Source organism: Hyunsoonleella sp. J2K-J805 (assembly GCF_057167125.1).
On the sequence record NZ_CM169901.1, the window covers coordinates 3,659,604 to 3,680,446 of the forward strand.

General features: G+C 36.5%; 9 protein-coding genes. 8 read left to right on the forward strand and 1 reads right to left on the reverse strand.

Features of this window, described 5'->3' with window-relative positions:
- The first annotated feature begins 21 nt into the window (after positions 1 to 21).
- From AC1B0Z_RS16025 to AC1B0Z_RS16050, 6 genes are all read left to right on the forward strand, one after another.
- A complete protein-coding gene (locus AC1B0Z_RS16025) occupies positions 22 to 2,619 on the forward strand; it encodes a glycoside hydrolase family 2 TIM barrel-domain containing protein (RefSeq protein WP_483793223.1) in 2,598 nt (865 codons plus the stop codon).
- 59 nt (positions 2,620 to 2,678) lie between these two features.
- Positions 2,679 to 4,988, forward strand: a complete 2,310-nt coding sequence (locus AC1B0Z_RS16030) for a glycoside hydrolase family 78 protein (RefSeq protein ID WP_483793224.1) — start codon at positions 2,679 to 2,681, stop codon at positions 4,986 to 4,988.
- A 68-nt stretch (positions 4,989 to 5,056) separates the two neighbouring features.
- Positions 5,057 to 8,530: a glycosyl hydrolase gene (locus AC1B0Z_RS16035; protein WP_483793226.1), complete on the forward strand. Its 3,474-nt coding sequence runs from the start codon at positions 5,057 to 5,059 to the stop codon at positions 8,528 to 8,530.
- 169 nt (positions 8,531 to 8,699) lie between these two features.
- Positions 8,700 to 10,709, forward strand: coding sequence for a T9SS type A sorting domain-containing protein (locus AC1B0Z_RS16040; RefSeq protein WP_483793227.1), 2,010 nt, complete (start codon positions 8,700 to 8,702; stop codon positions 10,707 to 10,709).
- Positions 10,710 to 10,853: 144 nt separating this feature from the next.
- Positions 10,854 to 12,776: an ulvan lysase-like protein gene (locus AC1B0Z_RS16045; protein ID WP_483793228.1), complete on the forward strand. Its 1,923-nt coding sequence runs from the start codon at positions 10,854 to 10,856 to the stop codon at positions 12,774 to 12,776.
- Positions 12,777 to 13,045: 269 nt separating this feature from the next.
- Positions 13,046 to 13,915, forward strand: coding sequence for an alpha/beta hydrolase (locus tag AC1B0Z_RS16050; protein WP_483793230.1), 870 nt, complete (start codon positions 13,046 to 13,048; stop codon positions 13,913 to 13,915).
- A 58-nt stretch (positions 13,916 to 13,973) separates the two neighbouring features.
- Here the strand turns inward: AC1B0Z_RS16050 and AC1B0Z_RS16055 are convergent, their stop codons facing one another.
- On the reverse strand, positions 13,974 to 14,852 hold the full coding sequence (locus AC1B0Z_RS16055) for an AraC family transcriptional regulator (protein ID WP_483793232.1): 879 nt from the start codon (positions 14,850 to 14,852) through the stop codon (positions 13,974 to 13,976).
- Positions 14,853 to 15,027: 175 nt separating this feature from the next.
- Between AC1B0Z_RS16055 and AC1B0Z_RS16060 the strand changes: the two genes are divergently transcribed.
- Both AC1B0Z_RS16060 and AC1B0Z_RS16065 read left to right on the forward strand, forming a co-directional pair.
- Complete coding sequence (locus tag AC1B0Z_RS16060; RefSeq protein WP_483793234.1) at positions 15,028 to 18,285, forward strand: family 78 glycoside hydrolase catalytic domain; 3,258 nt, start codon at positions 15,028 to 15,030, stop codon at positions 18,283 to 18,285.
- A gap of 29 nt (positions 18,286 to 18,314) precedes the next feature.
- The gene (locus AC1B0Z_RS16065; protein ID WP_483793235.1) at positions 18,315 to 20,834 is read left to right on the forward strand and encodes a family 78 glycoside hydrolase catalytic domain; all 2,520 of its coding nucleotides are present in this window, start codon (positions 18,315 to 18,317) and stop codon (positions 20,832 to 20,834) included.
- Positions 20,835 to 20,843 lie beyond the last annotated feature (9 nt).

A 20,843-nucleotide genomic window follows, 5' to 3' on the forward strand; every position in this document is an offset into this window, starting at 1 on the left:
TTTCAAAATAGACTAAACTAAATGAAAAAACTACTATCACTGCTATTATTGCTGTCTTCTATGTCGAATTATGCGCAACAGGTAAGACATATTGAAACCATAAATGAAGCTTGGCATTTTTATAAAGGTAGTTTAGAGGAACCATTTAATACTGACGAGAATATTGTTTGGGAAAATGTAACTATCCCGCATTCATGGAATACCGAAGATATTTTGGATGACGAGGACGGTTATTACCGTGGCGAGGGTTGGTATAAAAGGACTCTAAATATTCCAAAGGTTTACGAAAATCAGCAGGTCTTTTTACTGTTTGAGGCTGCTAATCAAGTCACCTCATTATTTGTAAACGGAAAGGAAGTTGGAGAAGACCATATTGGTGGCTATACCACATTTGCAAGGGATATTACTTCGGCCTTAAAAAATGGCAAGAATGAGATAACTGTAAAAGTTGATAATGCCCATAATGATGAAATTGTACCACAATCGGCCGATTTTTCATTTTACGGTGGTATTTACAGAGATATTCAACTTATAATTACAAAACCAGTTCATTTTGAAGTCGCCAATCTGGGAGCAAACGCTATTTTTATTAGAACTCCAGAAGTTTCTGAAGCTTCGGCTTCAATATCGGTACAATCTAAAATAGTACGACCAAAAAAAGGGACGTTCTATGTAAGGCAATCGTTATTTGATACTAAGCATACCTTAGTTAAAACGGTAAAATCAAAATCTTCTTTTGGAAAAGATGTTTTTGGAGAGTTTTCAATAGCGAATCCAAATTTATGGTCGCCTGAAATTCCATATTTATACAAGCTGGTTTCAGAAATAGTGGATAAAAAAGGAAATGTGTACGACAGAGTTGAAAACCCTGTTGGTTTTAGATGGTTCAATTTTGATCCGAAGAAAGGCTTTTCAATTAACGGCAAACCAACCAAGTTAATTGGTACTTGTCGTCATCAAGATTTCTTGGGAAAAGCCAATGCGGTAAGTGATGAGATTCACCGCAACGACATGAAATTACTTAAAGACATGGGCTCCAATTTCTTAAGGATAGCGCATTACCCGCAAGATCCTGCCATTTTAGAAATGTGTAACAAATTAGGGTTTGTGGCTACGTTAGAAATTCCTTTTGTGGATAAAGCCGCGGCCAACGAAGCGGGAAAACAGAATAGTATAAAAATGCTTAAGGAAGCTATTCGTTTTAATTATAATCATCCATCAATAGTGGCGTGGAATTTAGGAAATGAAACTACCATGAAAGCGCCTGATAAATTAGGGGAAGCATATACCAAACATTTTATAAGTACGCACAAGGTATTAGCTAAGACCATAAAGGAAGAAGATAAAACACGCTATTCATACACGGTGTTCTTCAGAGAACCGGCGTATCAGGATAAACTAGGTATTCGCGTAACCGAGCTGGTGGGCTATAATAAATACTATGGTTGGTATAGGGATGAACTGGAGCAAATAGACGAAAACCTACGTGATTTAGTGAAACGAACACTGGCCTTAAATCCTGATAAACCCTTTATTTTAAGTGAATACGGTGGTGGAGCAGATCCAAGACTAAGAACATACAACCCAACCCGATTTGATTTTAGTGTAGAGTATCAATTTTTATTGCACAAAGCTTATATGAAAGCTATTTTGGATATACCTGAAATTGTTGGGGCAAACGTATGGAATTACGCCGATTTTCAAGTAGAACACAGAAAGGATGCTGTACCTCACATTAACAATAAGGGGATTGTTTCCGCTGAAAGGGAAAAGAAGGACGCTTATTATTTGTACCAAGCCTTATTAAAGAAATCACCATTTTTAGCGATAGCTTCCAAGCCTTGGAATAAAAGATCGGGTATTGCAGATAGTGAAGCAGGAACTTTTGCAACACAGCCCATAACGGTTGTAGGTAATAGTAAGGCGGTTGAGTTGTTTGTAAACGGTACTTCATTGGGTAAAAAAGAGTTCGAATTTTCTACGGCCACTTTTGAAGTGCCTTTTATAGATGGGCAAAATTTAATTGAAGTCGTCTCTGAAAAAGATGGTGAAATGTTGAAGGATGTGGCAATCATTGATTTCACTCTTCAACCTAAAAATTTGAAAAGTGAAACCAATAAATTTGAAGAAATAGCGATTAACGTAGGTTCATACTGCTATTTTATAGAATCTGATAATATGGATTATTTATGGATGCCCGATAAAGCTTATGAAAAAGGAGGCTTCGGATATGTAGGTGGAGATTTTTTAAGATTCAAAAGCAAACGACGTAACAATATTGGTGTAGATGTAAGTATAAAAGGTACGGAAAACGACCCCATATATCAAACCCAACGCATCGGTATTGAGGGGTATAAATTTGATGTGCCACGGGGTACCTACGAATTAACTTTACTTTTAGCCGAACTAAAAACAAAGAATGAGAATGTTATGGACATTTCAGTAAACCACAAACTTGTTTGGAGTAACTTAAACTTAAAAGAAGCATACGGGAGCGATCGTGGAGTCGCTAAACGTTATATAATTACGGTTGATGATGAGAATGGTATTACGGTGAATTTTAAAGCTAAAAAAGGACAGACACGATTAAGTGGTATTAAACTTAGAAAAGTTAATTAATATATGAATCTTTTAGAACGAATTTCAATCAAACGTTTGTATCGCAACATCTAAAACTTATGATAAGAATACTAATTTTTTGGCTTTTTAGCCTAAATATAACAGCACAAAATATTGATATTGTAAATTTAAAATGTGAATCGAAAATAAACCCAACGGGTATTACTAAAGCAAGACCAAATTTTAGTTGGACTTTTATTGGTGATAGTATAAGCACAAAACAAGGCGGGTTTCGTATTATGATGGCTACAAGCATAGAAAAACTAAAATACCCTGATTTATGGGATACGGGGCCAACTAGTAAATCGGAAACAGGCAGCTATCAATATTTGGGTGAACCCTTAAAATCGGGTCAAAAAGTATATTGGCGCGTTACGGTTTGGGGCAACAATAGAGGTGTAAAACATAGCGAGCCCGCTTTGTTTACTATGGGAGACATTAAAAACCCAGAGAAACGATTTGCTCCTCCCGTATTAAAACAGAAAAATGGCATTACAAAAATCACCATTGACACTAAGGGCGAAGGGCGCGTATTCGAGGGTATTGGGGGCGTAAGTGCAGGTGCTTCAACCGACTTGTTATACGATTACGAAAACCCATATCAAAGTCATATTTTAGATATATTATTCAAACCTAAGTTCGGTGCCGCTTTTCAGCACTTAAAGGTCGAATTAGGTGGTGGAGAAAATTCTACTTGCGGTTCGGAACCGTCTCATGCTATTACTAGAGAGGAGTTGAAAAACCCAGTTTCCAGAGGCTATGAGTTTTGGTTCATGCGAGAAGCCAAAAATAGGAATCCTAAAATGATTTTAGAGTACTTGCCTTGGAGCTTTCCCGGGTATTTAAAGGAAAATATTTATACAAAAGAATCTGCTGAATATTTTGTGTCTTTTTTAGATGTTGCTAAAAGAGATTGGAATTTAGATATTGACTGGGTAGCTGCCGCAGAGAATGAGAATTATACAGACAGAGATTGGCTGGTAAATGACGTAAGACCTTTGCTAGATGCCAGAGGTTATAAAAATGTAAAAATTCAAGGACCTGATGATAATAGCGGAGACTGGCAAATATTTGAAGAATTAGAAAAAGATACAGCATTTAATACTGTCATTAAAGCCGCGGGATATCACTATGTTACGGGAAGAGAGTTTAACGAAAATATGGTGGATGGTAGAGGACGCCCAACAACGGCAAAGGCCAAGGCATCAGGCACACCACTTTGGGCAAGTGAAGATTGGAGTTGGACTGGAAAAGATTGGGGAGGTGCAGGCGCACTAAACTTAGCACGGATTTATAATAAATTCTACATTCGAGATAAAATTACCAAAACCTTAATTTGGGCTCCGATAGGTTCAATTTATAAATCAGTTACCTGGGACAAAGCTGGGGCAATGAAAGCCAATAGTCCTTGGAGCGGTTACTACGAGGTTTGGCCAACAATATGGGCTACAGCGCATACCACACAATTCACAGAGCCGCTTACTTGGCAATATCTAGATAATGCTTGTGGTTTATTTGATGAGGGAACTTACAAAGGAAGCTGTGTAGCACTAAAAGAGAAAAATAGTTCCAATTGGAGTATGATTGTGTGTACTGAAGATGCTGAAACTATTGAAGTGGAAATTAAAAAAGGATTATCTAAAAAGGTAGTTCACGTTTGGAAATCTAATGAAAACGAACAATTTATTCAACAAGAAAGTATCACGCCTAAGAATGGATGTTTTACATTACAATTAGACCCTAAAAGTATTTACTCTTTAACAACAACTACTGGGCAACAAAAAGGGACGTATGACATTCCAAAAGAAACGCCTTTTCCTTTGCCTTATTCAGAAGATTATGAAGGTTTAAAAGAGAACGATTTACCAAAGTACCATTCAGACCAAACAGGAAGTTTTGTTATCGTAAAAAAAGAGGATGGCACTAATTGTTTAATGCAGTTAAACCCAGAGGAAGGATACGATTGGATGCGCGTGTATCGCCGGTCAAACATAAAGCCAAATACATTAATTGGCGATGTGAATTGGAAGAATTATACCTGTAGTGTAGATGTTTTTATTGATGGAGGAAATGTAGAATTAGGAGGTAGAGTGACCAGTAGCTATATCAAAGGCTATCGTTTTATGTTGGCAAAAAATGGAGCTTGGAAATTGTTATTTCATAAAGAAACAATTTCAGAAGGGCGTATTACAGAGTTTAATGGTAATATTTGGCATCATTTAAAACTTAAATTAGAAGATGCTTCAGTAGATGCATTTGTGGATGGCAGGTCAATAACTAAAGTGAAACATAAAGTAAAAACTGGTTATGTAATGCTGGGGAGTTCTTATGACAATAATTTATTTGATAATCTTAAAATTGCCCCGTAAAATTATTGGATAATAATCTATTACGAAATTATACAATTTACATAAGAAAAAACTAAAAAAAGGTAAAGATGAATATTCAAAAGTATATTTGGTTTAGTATAATAGTGCTGCAAATACTATTGTTTAGTTGTGATTCGTCAAATAATAAATCATCAAAAAATTATAATACAATAACTTTTGAAGAATTGTCTCAAAATTTTAAATCACCATCGGTAGAATACCGACCAGAAACTTGGTTTCACCTTAACGGAAACAATATTTCTAAAGAAGGTCTAACCTTAGATTTAGAAGCCATAAAATCTGCAGGTTTGCAAGGCATTCATTTATTTAATAAAGCGGGGCGACTATATCCTAATGTAGAACCCATTAAAATTTTATCGCCCGAATGGGAGGATATGATTCGCCATGCGGCTGATGAATGCCAACGCTTGGGCCTTAAATTCACCATGCAAAATTGCCCGGGTTGGTCCATGACGGGAGGGCCATGGGTACCCGCGGAAGAAGCGCAGCGTGAAGTTGTGGAAACAGTTTATAGAGTTTCAGGAGGAAAACTATTTGATGAAATACTTAAGGTAGATTCACTGTACCACACACCTGATTTTGATTACAAGGACATTCAAGTATTGGCGTTTCCAACACCTGACGGAGATGATTTCAAGCCCTTCAACCCTTCTAAAATAGAGACCAATAATACGTTGGTACCATGGAGTGATATTTTTAATCCAAATTCAAAAATCATTGTTACCCGAAAAACTACACGACTTGATAAACCTCTCGTGGAATACAGAAAAGCAGGTATTTCAAAAGTAAATAATCAAGATACTTGGGTTAAAACAACCTTTAATAGCCCAGTGACTTTGCGTACCATCAAGTTTCCACAACTGCGACATATCATTATGGGTACAGAATATCCAGTCATGGATGTGGATATCAAAGTAGAAGCGCAAATTGATGGTGAATTAAAGGAAATTACAACAATAAATTTGCCAGATGCCAATTGGAACGATAGACGAAAACATCTCACATTGGCTATTCCTGAAACATCATCTAGCCAGTTTATGTTCACTTTTGAGGGAGAACATACAATCGCTCCTGAGTTCATCAGATTAAGTTCAACTCCAAAATTTCATAATCACGAAGCTAAAGCCGCTAAAGTGTTACGCCGTTTGGAAAAAGATGTAGAGATTGATTATGCTGATAATACCATTATAAATATGGAATCTATCATCAACCTAACAGGTAAAATGTCTGCCGAAGGCAAACTAAATTGGGATGTACCAGATGGCAACTGGACTATTATACGATTTGGACATATTAACATGCGATTAACCAATAAACCCGCAGTTCCTGAAGCTACAGGTTGGGAAGCGAGTAAATTGGATAAAGTGGCCATCGAAAATCATTTACGAAATGGAATGATTGGTAATTTAATTAAGGATGGCGGGCCTATAGGCGATGGGAAATTGCATGGTTTATTGATTGATAGTTGGGAAAGTCATGTGCCAACTTGGACGATTAATTCTGAAGATATGTTTTCCGAATTTGAAAGCCGACGAGGTTACAGTATGAAAACATACTTGCCTGCAACAATGGGTTATATTGTTGAAAGCACAGAGGTAACCACAAAGTTTTTAAGGGATTTACGTCATACCATGGATGAAGTTTTTATTGATAATTTCTTCAAACATTTTGCAACTGTAGCGCATGATATGGGTGCCGAAGTCTATACTGAAGGTGCTGGAGGCGAAGTGTTGCCCGTTGACCCCATGCGTTATTATGGGGTAAGTGATGTACCAATGACCGAGTTTTGGTATCCAAAAGCGCCCTCTGCTCAAAATGAATACGCAAAACCCATCTATAATGCCGCATCAGCAACCCACTTGTATAACAAACCAATGCTTGCGGCAGAGGCTTGTACGCAGATAGGGGTAAAATGGAACGAACACCCATTTTCTGTAAAATATTTAATCGATTATAATTTTGCCAAAGGGGTTAATCATTTGGTGTTTCATACTTTTTCACATACACCACAAACCGATGTGTATCCCGGTTCTAGTTTTGGAGGGCATATTGGATTTCCATTAGTAAGGCAACAAACTTGGTGGCCTTACATGAAAGAGTGGACAGATTATTTAAGTAGAAATCAATATGTATTACAACAAGGCGAATATGTGGCCGATGTACTTTGGTATTATGGAGATCATTACGACAGGCCGCCATTTGATCTAGATGAATTCCCAAAAGGCTACCGTTTTGATTATTTAAATGCTGAAATTTTACACGATAAATTAAGTATGAAAGACGGTAAAATCCATGTTGAAAATGCAGGAGATTACCGCATAATTATGCTGAGGGATTCTGAAAAAATGCTACTTTCTACCTTAAAGAAATTAGAAACATTGGTTGAAAATGGAGCTGTAATTTTAGGTAATAAACCGCTGGATTCACCGAGTTTAATAGATGATGAAGCCGACTTAAAAGAGCTTAAAACCATTTCTGATAAGTTATGGGGAATAACCGAAAGTGGCGTAAAACAAGTTGGAAAAGGTAAAGTATATTGGGGTAAAACTTTAGATGAAGTTTTAAGCGCCGAAAGCATTACGCCAGATGTCATCGTTCCTCAGGATGTAGAAATCAATTGGATACATCGCGAAATAAATGATGCGCATATTTATTTTGTGGCATCTAAAGAAGACAAGCCTATAAATTTAGCCCTAAGTTTTAGGGTAAATAATGTTGCACCCCAAATTTGGGATGCTTTAACAGGGGAACAACGGGACGCAAAAATTTGGAAAACTTCTAAAAATCGTACCAATGTTGCATTATCCTTAGTATCAAACGGAAGTGCTATTGTAGTGTTTTCCAAAAGTGATAAAAAGCCTTTAGCTTCAGGAGTAACTCATGAGGGCGAGGTAGTTTTGAATGCTAAAATAGGGTGGTCTAAAATTTATGAAGGCGAAGCTATTCCAAAATTATCATGGAAAAATGATGATTTTATGGCTTCTTTGTCTGGTGAATATGTATTTCATCAAAATGAAAAAGTAATAAAAAAAGAAGTTTCAGTTGAAGAAAAACCACTTCAAAACAATTGGCAATTGTCTTTTAATGAGGGTTGGGATACGCCCAAGGCAATTGAACTTTCAGAATTAAAATCCTTAACAGCCCTTGAAAATGAAGCTGTAAAGCATTACTCAGGTACAATAACTTATTCAAAAACAATCAACCTAGAAAAAATTGAAGCACATACAGTTTTGGATTTAGGAGAGGTAGCTAACATTGCAGAACTGTGGTGCAACGGTGAAAAAGTTGGCGTAAAATGGGCACCACCGTTTGAATTCAATGTTTCAGAGTTTGTTCAAAAAGGTAAAAATACTTTTAAGATTAAGGTAACCAATACATGGCGGAATCAACTCATTTACGATAACTCCAGACCCAAAGCCCAAAAGAAAACTTGGACTACAAATCCGCCAAAAAAAAATGAAACTGAATTAGAGGCTTCCGGTTTAATTGGGCCATTGGTTTTGAAGCAAATAACGTATTAAACGTTTCATCTATCGTTTTTTTAGTAATGTTTGTTAAAGTTTTTGTTTTTTAGCGAATTATAAGTTCATTCGTCTTAAGAACAGGATAGTTCAGGATGCTTTGTTCGATAATATTAAAGAATTTTAAAAATAGTTTATATCAATAAACTAAATATTCAAAAAAAAAGCTATGAAAAAAATTACTTTTAAATCCATCGTGTTTTTCGTATTAATGTTATACTCAGTTTGTATAACAGCGCAAGGCGCACTTCCTTCTGATGACATTTTTAGATTGAAAAATGTAGCAACAGGGCAATTTTTAACTGATGCAGGAGCTAGTGCCACAGCTGTTACCATGACAAATTTAGATGAAGCTGATCAAAGCACTCATTTTAAGTTCGTAGAGAGTGGCGCATATTATAATATTGATAGCGAAATCTTAGGAATATTACGTGCTCCAGGTGCTGGCGGTCCAGGAGGGGCTTATGTAGTTGTTAGTACAACTAAGGCTGCACCAGCAGGTGATACTGATAAAACTTGGACTATAGATTATAATAGTACAAATGATACTTACAGGTTTGGATCCAGAACAACAGGTAGATTTATGTATCATGACGCAAATGGAACTGTAACTCATGCTGTGGTTCCAGATACAGACGATAGAAGTAATTGGGAACTAGTTCCTTTTGTAGATATTCCTGTAGTAGTAGCACCAGATGAAGATACGAGTACAGATTTAAGTTGTCCAGCGTCTGGCGAGTTTGAAAACAACAGTACTAGAAATGTAGATATAGCAAATTCAGTTAATGTAGGGACTGCTGATGATAGAAGTTGTTATGCAGATTACTCAGAAAGTGAAGTGAATGGAACAACTTGGGGTGTTTATAATATTACTGCTGGGTCTAACCACTGGGATGCACCAAATACCTTACAACCTAGAATAGAACGTTCTTTACCAAGATCGGGTGAAACTGGGGTGGGTAGTTATGCAAGATTCACGGGAACATTTAGGATTTTAGAGGTAGGTGATGCTGGTAGTTTTGGTCAGGATGGAACGTACATTGCACAAGCCAAAGGAAAGCACACAGGCGGCGGTGGTCCGCCAGATCCGGCCATTTGTTTATACAGAGCACACCCTGTTTATGGCACAGGAATAAATGCAGACAAGCAAGTGGCGTTTGATATTTATGCGGAACGTATCTTGGAACGTGGCGGATCAGGTAGCGGTAGGGAAGTTGTTTTTTTAAAGCAGGTAAATAAAAATGAAGAAGTTAGCTTTGAGCTAGAGGTAGGTTTTAGAGCCGACCCAAACGATCCTACAAAAAAAATACATTATTGTGATGCAGTAATTGGAGGTGACCCTTTTAATTATGAAATTCCTGATCCAGAAAGGGGTAGAGAATCTGGTATTAGGTATGGAGTATATAGAGTAAGAGGAGGTCGTGCTCAAATAAGATGGGCAAATACTACCTATCAAAGAGAGGAGGTTGTAGACAATTCTGGTACACCGCCGTCTGATGATGTTTTTAGGTTGCGAAACGTTGCCACAGGGCAATTTCTAACAGCTGTAGGGTCAAGTGCTGAACCGGTTATAATGACCGATTCCGGTGAAGCTTTAAACACGCATTGGACTTTTGTAGAAAGTGGAGCATATTTTAATATTGATAGCGAAACTGTCGGTATATTACGCGCACCAGGTGCTGGTTTTTCTGGAGGCCCCTATCGTATTGTGAGTACAGGAACAGCAGCACCATCAAGTGATACGGATAAAACTTGGACGATTGAATATAATGATGTTGAAGATACCTACAGATTTCAATCTAGAACTGCTGGTAGATTTTTGTATCAAGAGTTAGATGGCACCGTTACACATAGTATAGTTCCAGAATCAGATACGAGAAGTGTATGGGAAGCCATTCCAACTAGTCAATCTTTAAGTATTTCTGAAGCAGAACTAAAGACTCCTTCAATGAAAATATATCCTAATCCGGCAAAAGAAAGATTTACAATTACATTTAAAAATATAAACAATATTAAGGGTGTAGAAATTTACAGCATTTTAGGAAAACGTATTTATCAAAATGAACCAAACGGAAGTGATTTGGAGATTGAAAGCACTAATTTTAAAGCAGGTGTTTACTTAGTAAGAGCTATAGCAGATGATAATAAAGTGTATCATAAAAAACTTGTTATTAAATAATAATATTTAGAATTAAGAAAGTAAAAGCCAGAACAAATTTGTTTCTGGCTTTTTAATTTAAAAACAGGATGGTATATACAGGACAAAACAGGATGGTTTATAAAGGTTATCTTTTTAAATTCAACCTGTTTAAATATTTACGAAATGAAAAGACGTAACTTCCTTCAACTATCAACATTAGCAGGTGTTGGTTTGTCATTGCCTATGGCAGGATTGCTTAACGCATGCGAAAGCCATCCAGAACATTCAATCGAATTTAAAAATCTAATCACAGGTTTGTTAAAAGATTGGAGTGATGGCATGTTAAAAGTACAAATTAACAATCCGTCAAATTTAGACGAACATGGTGCGTTAGGTTGCCCTTCGTGTTCGCATATTCATGGCCGTTGTATGGATGCTGTTTATCCTTTTCTCTATATGGCAGATACAACTGGTGATAAAAAGTATGTAGAAGGCGCTAAATTAGTAATGCTTTGGGCAGAAAATAATGTGTCTCAAGAAGATGGTTCATGGACTGTTATCAGAAATCCAAAATCATGGAAAGGTATTACTGTTTTTGGAGCCATTGCCTTGGCAGAAGCATTACATTATCATGGTCATGTTTTAGATGAAGCAACACGTAAAGCATGGACAGAGCGTCTCGATAAAGCAGGACAATACATTTACGATACATTCACCATAGATTTTACTAATATTAACTATCCAGGGACAGCAGTTTACGGATTAAATTTAATAGGAGGTGTTTTAAACAGGGACGATTTTAAAGCTAAAAGTAAAACATTAGCGTCTCAAGTAAAATCGTACTTTACAGCAAATGAAGGGTTGTTATTTGGCGAATGTAAAAAGAGTTCCAGTAAACTAAGCGAAAAAGGGTTGCATGGTGTAGATTTAGGATATAATGTAGAGGAAACCTTAAATAGCTTGGTAATGTATGCGCTTAAGGAAAAGGATGAAGAACTTTTACAAATATTAACAAAATCGTTAAATAGTCATTTAGAATTTATGTTACCAGACGGTGCTTGGGATAACAGTTGGGGTAACCGTATGTACAAGTGGAGCTATTGGGGAAGTAGAACTTGTGATGGTAGTCAACCCGCATTTGGAATGATGTCTCATATCAATCCTGCGTTTGGAACAGCAGCGGTAAAAAACACAGAATTATTGCAACGTTGTACAGCAGATGGTTTAATTCATGGAGGCCCTGGTTTTATTGAAGCAGGCATTCCACCTTGCGTTCATCATACCTTTACGCATGCAAAGCCTTTAGCAGCGTTATTAGATCATTGGAATCATTTACCAGAAATAAATGCAAATGCAGCTTTACCAAGATCAACGGCAGACGGCGTAAAACATTTTAAAGATTTAGATGTATACCTTTTTGCAAGAGGCGATTGGAGAGGTACTGTAAGCGCTTACGATGCAGAGTATCACTATAAAAACGATTATCGTCAGGCATCAGGTGGTGCTTTAGGGCTTTTGTATCATAATAAAGTAGGTTTATTATGTGCCGCAAGTATGGCTGAATATGCTTTGGTAGAAAAGAATAACCAACAAGTACAACCAAATAAAGATATATGTTTAACACCTAGAGTTGAGGTGTTTAAAGACGATGTTTGGTATACAAACTTATATGATTTACCAGCAACAGTGGCTTCTAAAGACCAAAATGGAACCATAGAATTACTAGCTGATGTAAAATTAAAAAATATAGATAGAGAAGAGGTTACAGAAACTGCATCTGCATTTAATATTGCTTACAATTGTACAGCAGATAAAACAGAAATTAATGTAAGTACAAAGCAAGATATTAAAGCGCAAACCGCTTTTGTGTTACCAATTGTTTCGCCAGCAAGCGAGGAGGTAACACATGTTAGCGAAAACGAAATCACTATTCAAAAACCAGAAGGTTTGGTAAGTATTAAAGCAAATGCACCAGTTAAAACCAAAGAAATTTCTGGAAAAAGAACCTTTAATATGGTTCCTGGAGTAGAAGCATTACCCTTGGAAGTGTTCTTTGAAGGCGAAAACAAAGCATTACAAATAGCAATAACGGTAAAACCAAGTTAATTTTAATTTTGGGCGTTACCCACAATGGGTCGGGCTTTCCGCTATATCTTTCTGCGAAGCAGTCCCGAACTTGTTTCGGGATCTCATCAGTTTAAGACGTATCTAGCATTTGTGTAGTCTTAAACCATTTAATGCTTCGCATAAAGGATGCCGCTTCTCCCGATAGCTATCGGGACTAACGCGGGCGTATCTGCTAGCGCAAGGTAAAAACTAAATACTAGTGTTTATTTAACAACAATTGAAAAACTAAAAATGCTAATATTTCAAAAATGAAAAAAAACGTGGCACTAGCAGTGGTTTTCTTATTCGTAGGTATTTTGTTAAATGGTCAAAACGGAAAAACCTTCGAGAATCAAGTTTTTAAGAGTAAGACGCTTTCAAAAAATGTGAAGTACAACGTCTATTTGCCATCAGGTCATGATTATATGAGTGACTTGCCAGTGCTTTATTATTTGCATGGTTTTGGAGGCAATCATTTTTCTTCAGCAAAGTTTACTAGTGTAATAGATTCATTAATAAAAAATAATAATTTCCCTAAACTTATAGTCGTATCACCAAAAACAGACAAAACGTGGTACATGGATTATGCCGATGGAACGGTCAAGTATAGTTCTATGTTTATAAACGAGTTTGTTCCGTTTATTAAAAAGAAATACTCCTTAACTAATAATCCAAAGAAAACAATCATAGCAGGAAATTCTATGGGAGGTTTCGGTGCATTGCGTTTTTCAATGTTGTATCCAAATACCTTTGGAATCTGCTTAGGCTTTCAAGCTGCAATTGATACAGATTATCAATTCAAGAATATGCCAGAATCAGATTATCAAAAGTTTCATGAGCATATATATGGACAAAAAGAAACAAAAGACACATACATCAATGAATTCTTTTATCAAAACCAACCTATATATATGGCACAGCAATTAAGTTCAGAAACCTTGAATAAAGTTAAATGGTTTATTCAATGTTGTGATAATGATTATCATTCTGGTCCAAATGCAGAACTTCATATTGTATTTCGAAACAAAAAGGTAAAACATGAGTACAGAGTTTTAGATGGTAAGCACAGTAAAAAATGTGTTGTTAGTAGTTTTTCAGATGCGCTGATGTTTTTAAAAAAGAGCCTTTCTGAAATCTAAAATCATTATTTGATTAAGTAAAGTTTGAATTAAAAAAAGTTAATAAAGCCATGTAGCTTTATATTTTACTTAATATCCTAAATTTTCCAGGAGATACCCCAGTTTTTCGTTTAAATAACCTATTAAAATAATAGTCCGATTCAAAACCTAATTCAAAAGCAATTTCTTTTTGAGATTTATGAGTCTGTAAAAGGAGTTCCTTAGCTTTTTCAATTTTCAATAATATAAAGTATTGCAAAGGCGAAGTACCTGTTTGCTTTTTAAAATCTATTCTAAATTTAGAGTAACTAATACCTAGATTAGATGCTAAAACAACCAAATCTATAGTTGTATTTATGTTTTTATACATAACTTGTTTTGCTCTCGATACTATTGAGCTAAGGTGTTTCGCATTGCTACCGCCAGTTTTGATATTATAAAGTTCGGCCATAAGCTGTAAACAAATACCCGATGCTATTCTTTGATAGCCATAAGGCTCTTCATCAAATAATTTAAAAAGTGTATTAAAGTGATTTAAAACAGAGGGTCTATTGCATTTCGAAATAATTGGATTTTCACTGTTAAAAAAACCATTCAAAAGAAATTGAGAAGCTATTTCTCCAGAAAAACCAACCCATCGTTCCGTCCAACCGGTGCTTTTTTTAGGTTTGTAACTATGCCACATCTCAGGGAACAACAAAAACACATCGCCATCATTAACATTTATTTTTCCTGTAGCGTTACTTTGAAAAACACCTTGTCCTTTTGTAATAAGTACTAAATGAAATTCATCTAAAACACGGCCTTCTTTCCATGTGAAATTATATTGATCTGGATGGTCTTTTGATGGGTATTCAGAATTTTTTTCAATAACATTTCGTCCTAGGTTATTTATGTAAAATCCCCAATAATCATCAAATTGTGTGGTGATAAGATATTTTTTATAGCTATTTTTCATATCATTTTGTGCAACTAATATATCAATTTGTTAATTGTTTTTGACAAGAAAATAAAAGAAATTTACATGATTGTAGATTAGAATAATTGTAGGCATACAGGTTTCAGCATGATGCATTTGTAAATGTATTTTTCTAATTTATCGATCATACTAACAAAACTAAGCTTCCTTAAAAATGAAAATTACACCTATCACCACTAGGTTTTCATCACTCGTCATAATTATTGCATTTTTTTCATTGGTGTCGTGTAAGCTTTCTTCAATTACGATTGAAGAATTGAAGTGCGAATACCGAACTAATCCTTTAGGAATTGATAATTTGAATCCTAGGTTTAGTTGGATTATGGTTGAGGCTGAGAAATTCCGAGGGCAAGAGCAAACCGCATATCAAATCATAGTATCTAATAGTCTTGATAATCTTAAAAATAACATTGGTAATATTTGGGATTCTGGAAAAACAACATCCAATCAATCAGTTAATGTGAAGTTTGAAGGAACTACTTTAGAATCTGGAAAGCAGTATTTCTGGAAGGTAAAAGTTTGGGATAAAGACGATAGGGTTTCACATTGTGGTGAACCTGCTCATTTTTCAATGGGCATGTTAGAGGAAAGCGATTGGAAAGGAGCATGGATTTACAAAAAAGACCAAAATAAAAAAGACCATAATTGGTATAGAAAGAATTTTATTTTAGAAGAAACCCCAGAATCTGCATTCATGCATGTAGCTTCTTTTGGGTATCACGAATTGTACGTCAACGGGAAGAAAGTAGGCGATGCGGTTATGAATCCCGTAAATTCCTTTTTCAAAAAGCGCTTACCTTATCTTACCTATGATATAAAAGACTATTTGCGCAAAGGTGATAATGTTATTGGTATTTGGCATGCCGCAGGTTGGGCAAGATGGGGACGTGTTAAAGCTTATTTCGACCCGCCTTTTGTATTTAAAGCTCAGGCTAATATTGATTTAGGTGAAGACACTATTACCTTAGTTTCAGATGCATCTTGGAAATGTAAAAAAAGCTACAGTTGGTATCATAGTTCTTGGGATATACTGGATTTTGGTGGTGAAATTATTGACGAACGTTTACGTGAAGACGATTGGAATAACGCTGAGTATGATGACAGTAATTGGGCAAACGCCGTTGTTTTTGAAGAAGCAGAAATGCAGGATGTTGGTATGGCTGATGTTAACTTGGGGCCAAAAGGTGCGGTTAGAGCACCAAGTACGGATGCTAATCCACCCACAAGTAAAATTACAGCGACCTTAAGTGCACAAATGGTAGAACCTCAGGTGAAATTTAAGGAAGTAAAACCTATTGATGTTACTAAAAACAAGGAAGGCAACTATGTTATTGATATGGGTGAAAATTACACAGGATATTTCGAAATGAACCTGTTTAATGGTAAAGCAGGTGATACCGTTACCTTTGAAATTGCAGATCATAAAGAGGTTTCTACATCTTGGGAACAGCGCAGTAAATACATTTATGATGAAACCGGTAAAGGCCATTTTACCAATCGATTCAATTTGGCAGGAGGGCGTTTTGTAACGGTTTATGGTATTAATTATGAGCCTGAATTAAAAGATATTAAAGGCTACGTCATTACCAACAACCGAAAACAAATAAGTCAATTTAAAAGCTCAAGTGAACTGTTGAACAATATTTATCAAGTAAATCTTAATACTTATATCGCCAATACGATAGATGGTATTTTGGTAGATTGCCCTCATCGCGAACGCCGAGGTTGGGGAGAAGTTACCGTGGCCGCCATGTACGGTGACGCCTTACCTAATTTTGAAAGTGGCGCTTACATGATACAATATGCGCAATTTATGCAAGATGCTCAGGCAGATGATGGAAAAATGCGAGCCGTGATAAATGGAGACGATTTCGAGTTTTTAATGTGGATGGCCAATAGCCCTATTACTATATGGGAAACTTACCGTATGTTGGGAGATAAACAGTTGTTAGAAAACCACTATCCAACATTAAAAAAATGGATGCAGTGGTTGTATGAGCATTCCAATTTTGATTCGGAAGGAGCTTTAAAGATAGGCACGAGAGGCACATTGGAATTCCCTGGTTTAGGTGATTGGTGTACCCCAAGAGGTAATTTTTGGACCTCGAGTAATTCTCCAGAATCAGAACATTTCAATAATTGTGTCTATGCTTTTATGTTAGAATCGGCTTTGGAAATTGCAAAAACCCTCAATAAGGAGGACGATGTAAAACTGTTTTCAGACCGTTTAGAAGTACAACGAAACGCTACGCATAAAAAGATATATGATGCCCAAACTGGGAAATATGGTGAAGGGCATCAAGTAAATCAGGCTTTTGCTTTACTCTCGGGCGTTACTCCTGAGTCAGAACAACAAAAAGTTTACGATAATTTAGTAGATCAAATACTGTATAAATTCCCGTATTACGATACAGGTAGTTCGGGTCAGGCCCTTTACACGCGGTATTTTATAGAACATGGGGAGCGCATGGATTTAATTTATGAACTGTTAAAAGATAAACGTCACCCAAGCTATGGCTACTTTTTAGAACAAGGTAAAACCGTGTGGCCAGAACGCTGGTCGGCAATCGGTAACAGTCAAATTCATACTTGTTACACAGGCATTGGTGGCTATTTTATTAAAGGTTTTGCGGGTATCAGACCAGACCCAGAACATCCAGGGATGCAACGATTTATGGTGAAGCCTGCTCTGGTAGGCGATTTAACCTTCGTAAATGCAAGTTATCAATCACCTTACGGTGATGTTGTTTCAAATTGGAAAATTACTGATGATACGGCAAAGTTTCATATTGAAATTCCTGTAAATACATCAGCTAAGATTTACATTCCAGCAAATGAAAAAGAATCAGTTTTTGAAGGAGGAATGAATATCGAAAAGTCTGAGGGTATTAAATATATAGGTTTCGAGAAAAGCGATGCAGTAGGTAATTATATCATTTTTGAAGTAACATCAGGGTTGTATGATTTTGAAGTATCTGAATTACCAAAAGTAAGTTATCCAGAGCCTTTGAATAAACCAGAGAATTTAGCATTAATAGGACGAATGAATGCGTCTTCAATGACTATCGATTCTGAAAAACTACCACTTTTTGAAGCATTTAGGGCAAATGATGAAAAGTTAGAAACACACTGGAAAGCGAGTTCAAAATCGAACGAATGGCTGGAAGTGGAGTGGTTTAAACCGCAAACGTTCAATGAAATCGTGATTCATGAAAGGGGTAGCCACATTTCAAATTATAAAATTCAATATTTTAAAAATGAACAATGGATGGATTTAGCCGAAGATACAGCTTGTGGTTCTGGTAGAAAGCATCAGTTTCAACAGATAACGGCTTCAAAATTTAGAATTTTAATAGAAGCTACTAATGCTATTCCTGAAATTTCAGAATTAGAAATATATCATTCAAACTAAAAGTTTTCAATATTGAAGTGCGCAATAAAATGTATTTAAAGAAAAACATAATTGGAGCTATGCTTTTTGGGGTATTCGCTTGTCTTTTAAGTGGTTGTTTGCAATCAGACAAGGAGGAAGAGGTTGCTTTAAATGAATACTTAACGGCTTCAATACCATGGGACAGCGCCAAATGGATTGGCTACACCAAAGACAATCGTCCAGAAGAATGGGCGGCTAGAGATTTGGTACGTAACCAGCCACCTATTAATATTAATACTTGGGAACCTACCGAGGAAGATTTGAAAGTAAACCGACGGAAAACATATCCATCCGTGCTTTTAAGAAAATCGTTTTCATTATCAAAAGAAATTGAATCTGCACAAGTTGCGGTTTGTGGCCTTGGACTGTATGAATTGTATTTAAATGGTAAAAAAGTGGGTGACCGTATACTAGACCCCGCCCAAACTTCATACAACAAGCGGGCTTTTTATGTGCGTCATGATGTTACCGATGAGATTAGTAAAAACAACAGTTTGGGATTAATGTTGGGGAATGGGTTTTATGGCCAAAATATGGCGTTTTGGCCAGGGTTAGCTTATGGAAAACCTAGAGCAACTTTGGTATTAAATATCCTCTACAAAGACGGGACTAAAGAACAAATTGTTACCGATGAAAGTTGGAAGGCACATAGTAGCCCTATTCTTTTTGACAATATTTACTTAGGTGAAACTTATGATGCACGAGAAGCGTTGAGCGATTGGAGTACCTTTAAGTTTGATGATGCAGCTTGGGAAGCGGCTGAAATTATGGATAATCCAACCGAGAAATTGGTAGAGCAGAATTTAGAGCCCATGCGAAAGATTAGAACAGTTAAACCCATTGCTCTATGGAAAGCAGAAAAGGGGTGGATTTTAGACATGGGACAAAACATGACGGGTTGGTTGGCAATTTCTGTAAAAGAAAAAGAAGGTACTGTTGTAAAAATGCGTTTTGCGGAACATCTCATGCCCTATAAACAAAATATAGACCCTGCATCTACTGGTATTCACGTAACTGGAAATACGCAAACCGATGTATATATCTGTAAGGGCAATGGGACTGAAACTTGGGAACCCCGTTTTACCTATCATGCCTTTCGATATGTTCAAATTGAAGGGCTAAATAAAGCACCAGATTTAAGTCAATTTACGGGTTGGCTGGTTCGCACAGATGCAGAACGAATAGGAACTTTTAAATGTTCAAACCCACTAATAAATAAGTTTTACGATGTGTCTATATGGACTATCGAAGATAATATTCAAGGGTTGTTGAGTGATTGTCCGCATCGTGAACGTTGTGCTTGGATGGGAGATGCTTACGTGGTGGCTGAAGCAGCTAGTTTTAATTTTGATTTAAAACGCTTGTGGCAAAAAACATCTTCAGATATGGAAACGGTTTTAGGGGTGTCTAAGGCACATTTTAAAGACTCTTTTCCTTATGATTCGCGAGCGCCATCTAATATTTCCGTTGGAAAACGGCTCTGTTTACAAGCGCGACCGGATTGGGGAGCTGCCACTATTATGGTACCATGGTTTTCGTATGTGTATTATGGCGATAAGACTATTATTGAAGGCGCTTGGGATATGATGGAAGGTTGGATGGCTTATCTGGATGAAAAGGTACAAGAAGATGGGATTATTAATGGCGGATTTGGCGATTGGTGTCCCCCTGGAGGTAATCCCGAAATGGATACACCACCGGCATTAACGTCAACTGCATTGTATTATCAGTCTTTAGTATCTATGGGAAAAATGGCATTGGTGTTGGATAAGAAAGAAGTTGCCAATAGTTATGCTGAAAAAGCGAAATTGGTAAAGACTGCTTTTGATAAAACCTTTTTTAATGCAAAAACAAAGTCCTATGGTTCTCAAACGGGTAATGCATTTGCAATATATTCTGGTTTGGTTCCTGACGGTTTAGAGCAGTTGGTTGTGGATAATTTGGCAAACCTTATCATGAAAGATAAAAATGGGCATTACAGTACGGGAATTTTTGGGCATCGTCCATTATACACCATACTAAATGATTACGGGCATGATGCCGTGACAAAACACTTATGGAGCATTACCGATTATCCGAGTTTAGGATTTATGACCGAGGAACACGATTTAACCGTATGGCCAGAGGGTGTTAGCAATTGGGATAAAAAGGAGCGGTATTATCGACATTCATTTAACCACCCAATGCAAAGTGGTTTTGCAGCGGCTTTTCATGAAAGTTTAGGCGGCATTAGACCAAATTCAGATTTTCCGGGATTAAAAAAATTCTATTTAAAGCCAACGTTTCTTGAAGGTGTAGATTGGGTAGAAGTAACCCATAAATCGCCACAGGGTACCATTGAAAGTTCATGGAAAAAAGAGGATTCCGAAATCATTTGGTCTATTGTTGTTCCTGATAAATCCGAAGCTATTATTCAGCTGCCACATTATCAAAAAGAACAAATCACATTAAACAATACATCAGCAAATGCCAACGTATTTATTGTGTCGTCAGGTGAACATACTATTCGAATATCAAATTCAAAATAAATAAAAGAA

What these genes read in the sequence shown, in the direction of transcription:
- AC1B0Z_RS16060 (WP_483793234.1), top strand. Translation starts at nt 15,028, where the DNA reads ATGAAAATTACACCTATCACCACTAGGTTTTCATCACTCGTCATAATT.
- AC1B0Z_RS16065 (WP_483793235.1), top strand. Translation starts at nt 18,315, where the DNA reads ATGTATTTAAAGAAAAACATAATTGGAGCTATGCTTTTTGGGGTATTC.
- AC1B0Z_RS16050 (WP_483793230.1), top strand. Translation starts at nt 13,046, where the DNA reads ATGAAAAAAAACGTGGCACTAGCAGTGGTTTTCTTATTCGTAGGTATT.
- AC1B0Z_RS16040 (WP_483793227.1), top strand. Translation starts at nt 8,700, where the DNA reads ATGAAAAAAATTACTTTTAAATCCATCGTGTTTTTCGTATTAATGTTA.
- AC1B0Z_RS16025 (WP_483793223.1), top strand. Translation starts at nt 22, where the DNA reads ATGAAAAAACTACTATCACTGCTATTATTGCTGTCTTCTATGTCGAAT.
- AC1B0Z_RS16030 (WP_483793224.1), top strand. Translation starts at nt 2,679, where the DNA reads ATGATAAGAATACTAATTTTTTGGCTTTTTAGCCTAAATATAACAGCA.
- AC1B0Z_RS16035 (WP_483793226.1), top strand. Translation starts at nt 5,057, where the DNA reads ATGAATATTCAAAAGTATATTTGGTTTAGTATAATAGTGCTGCAAATA.
- AC1B0Z_RS16045 (WP_483793228.1), top strand. Translation starts at nt 10,854, where the DNA reads ATGAAAAGACGTAACTTCCTTCAACTATCAACATTAGCAGGTGTTGGT.
- AC1B0Z_RS16055 (WP_483793232.1), bottom strand. Translation starts at nt 14,852, where the DNA reads ATGAAAAATAGCTATAAAAAATATCTTATCACCACACAATTTGATGAT.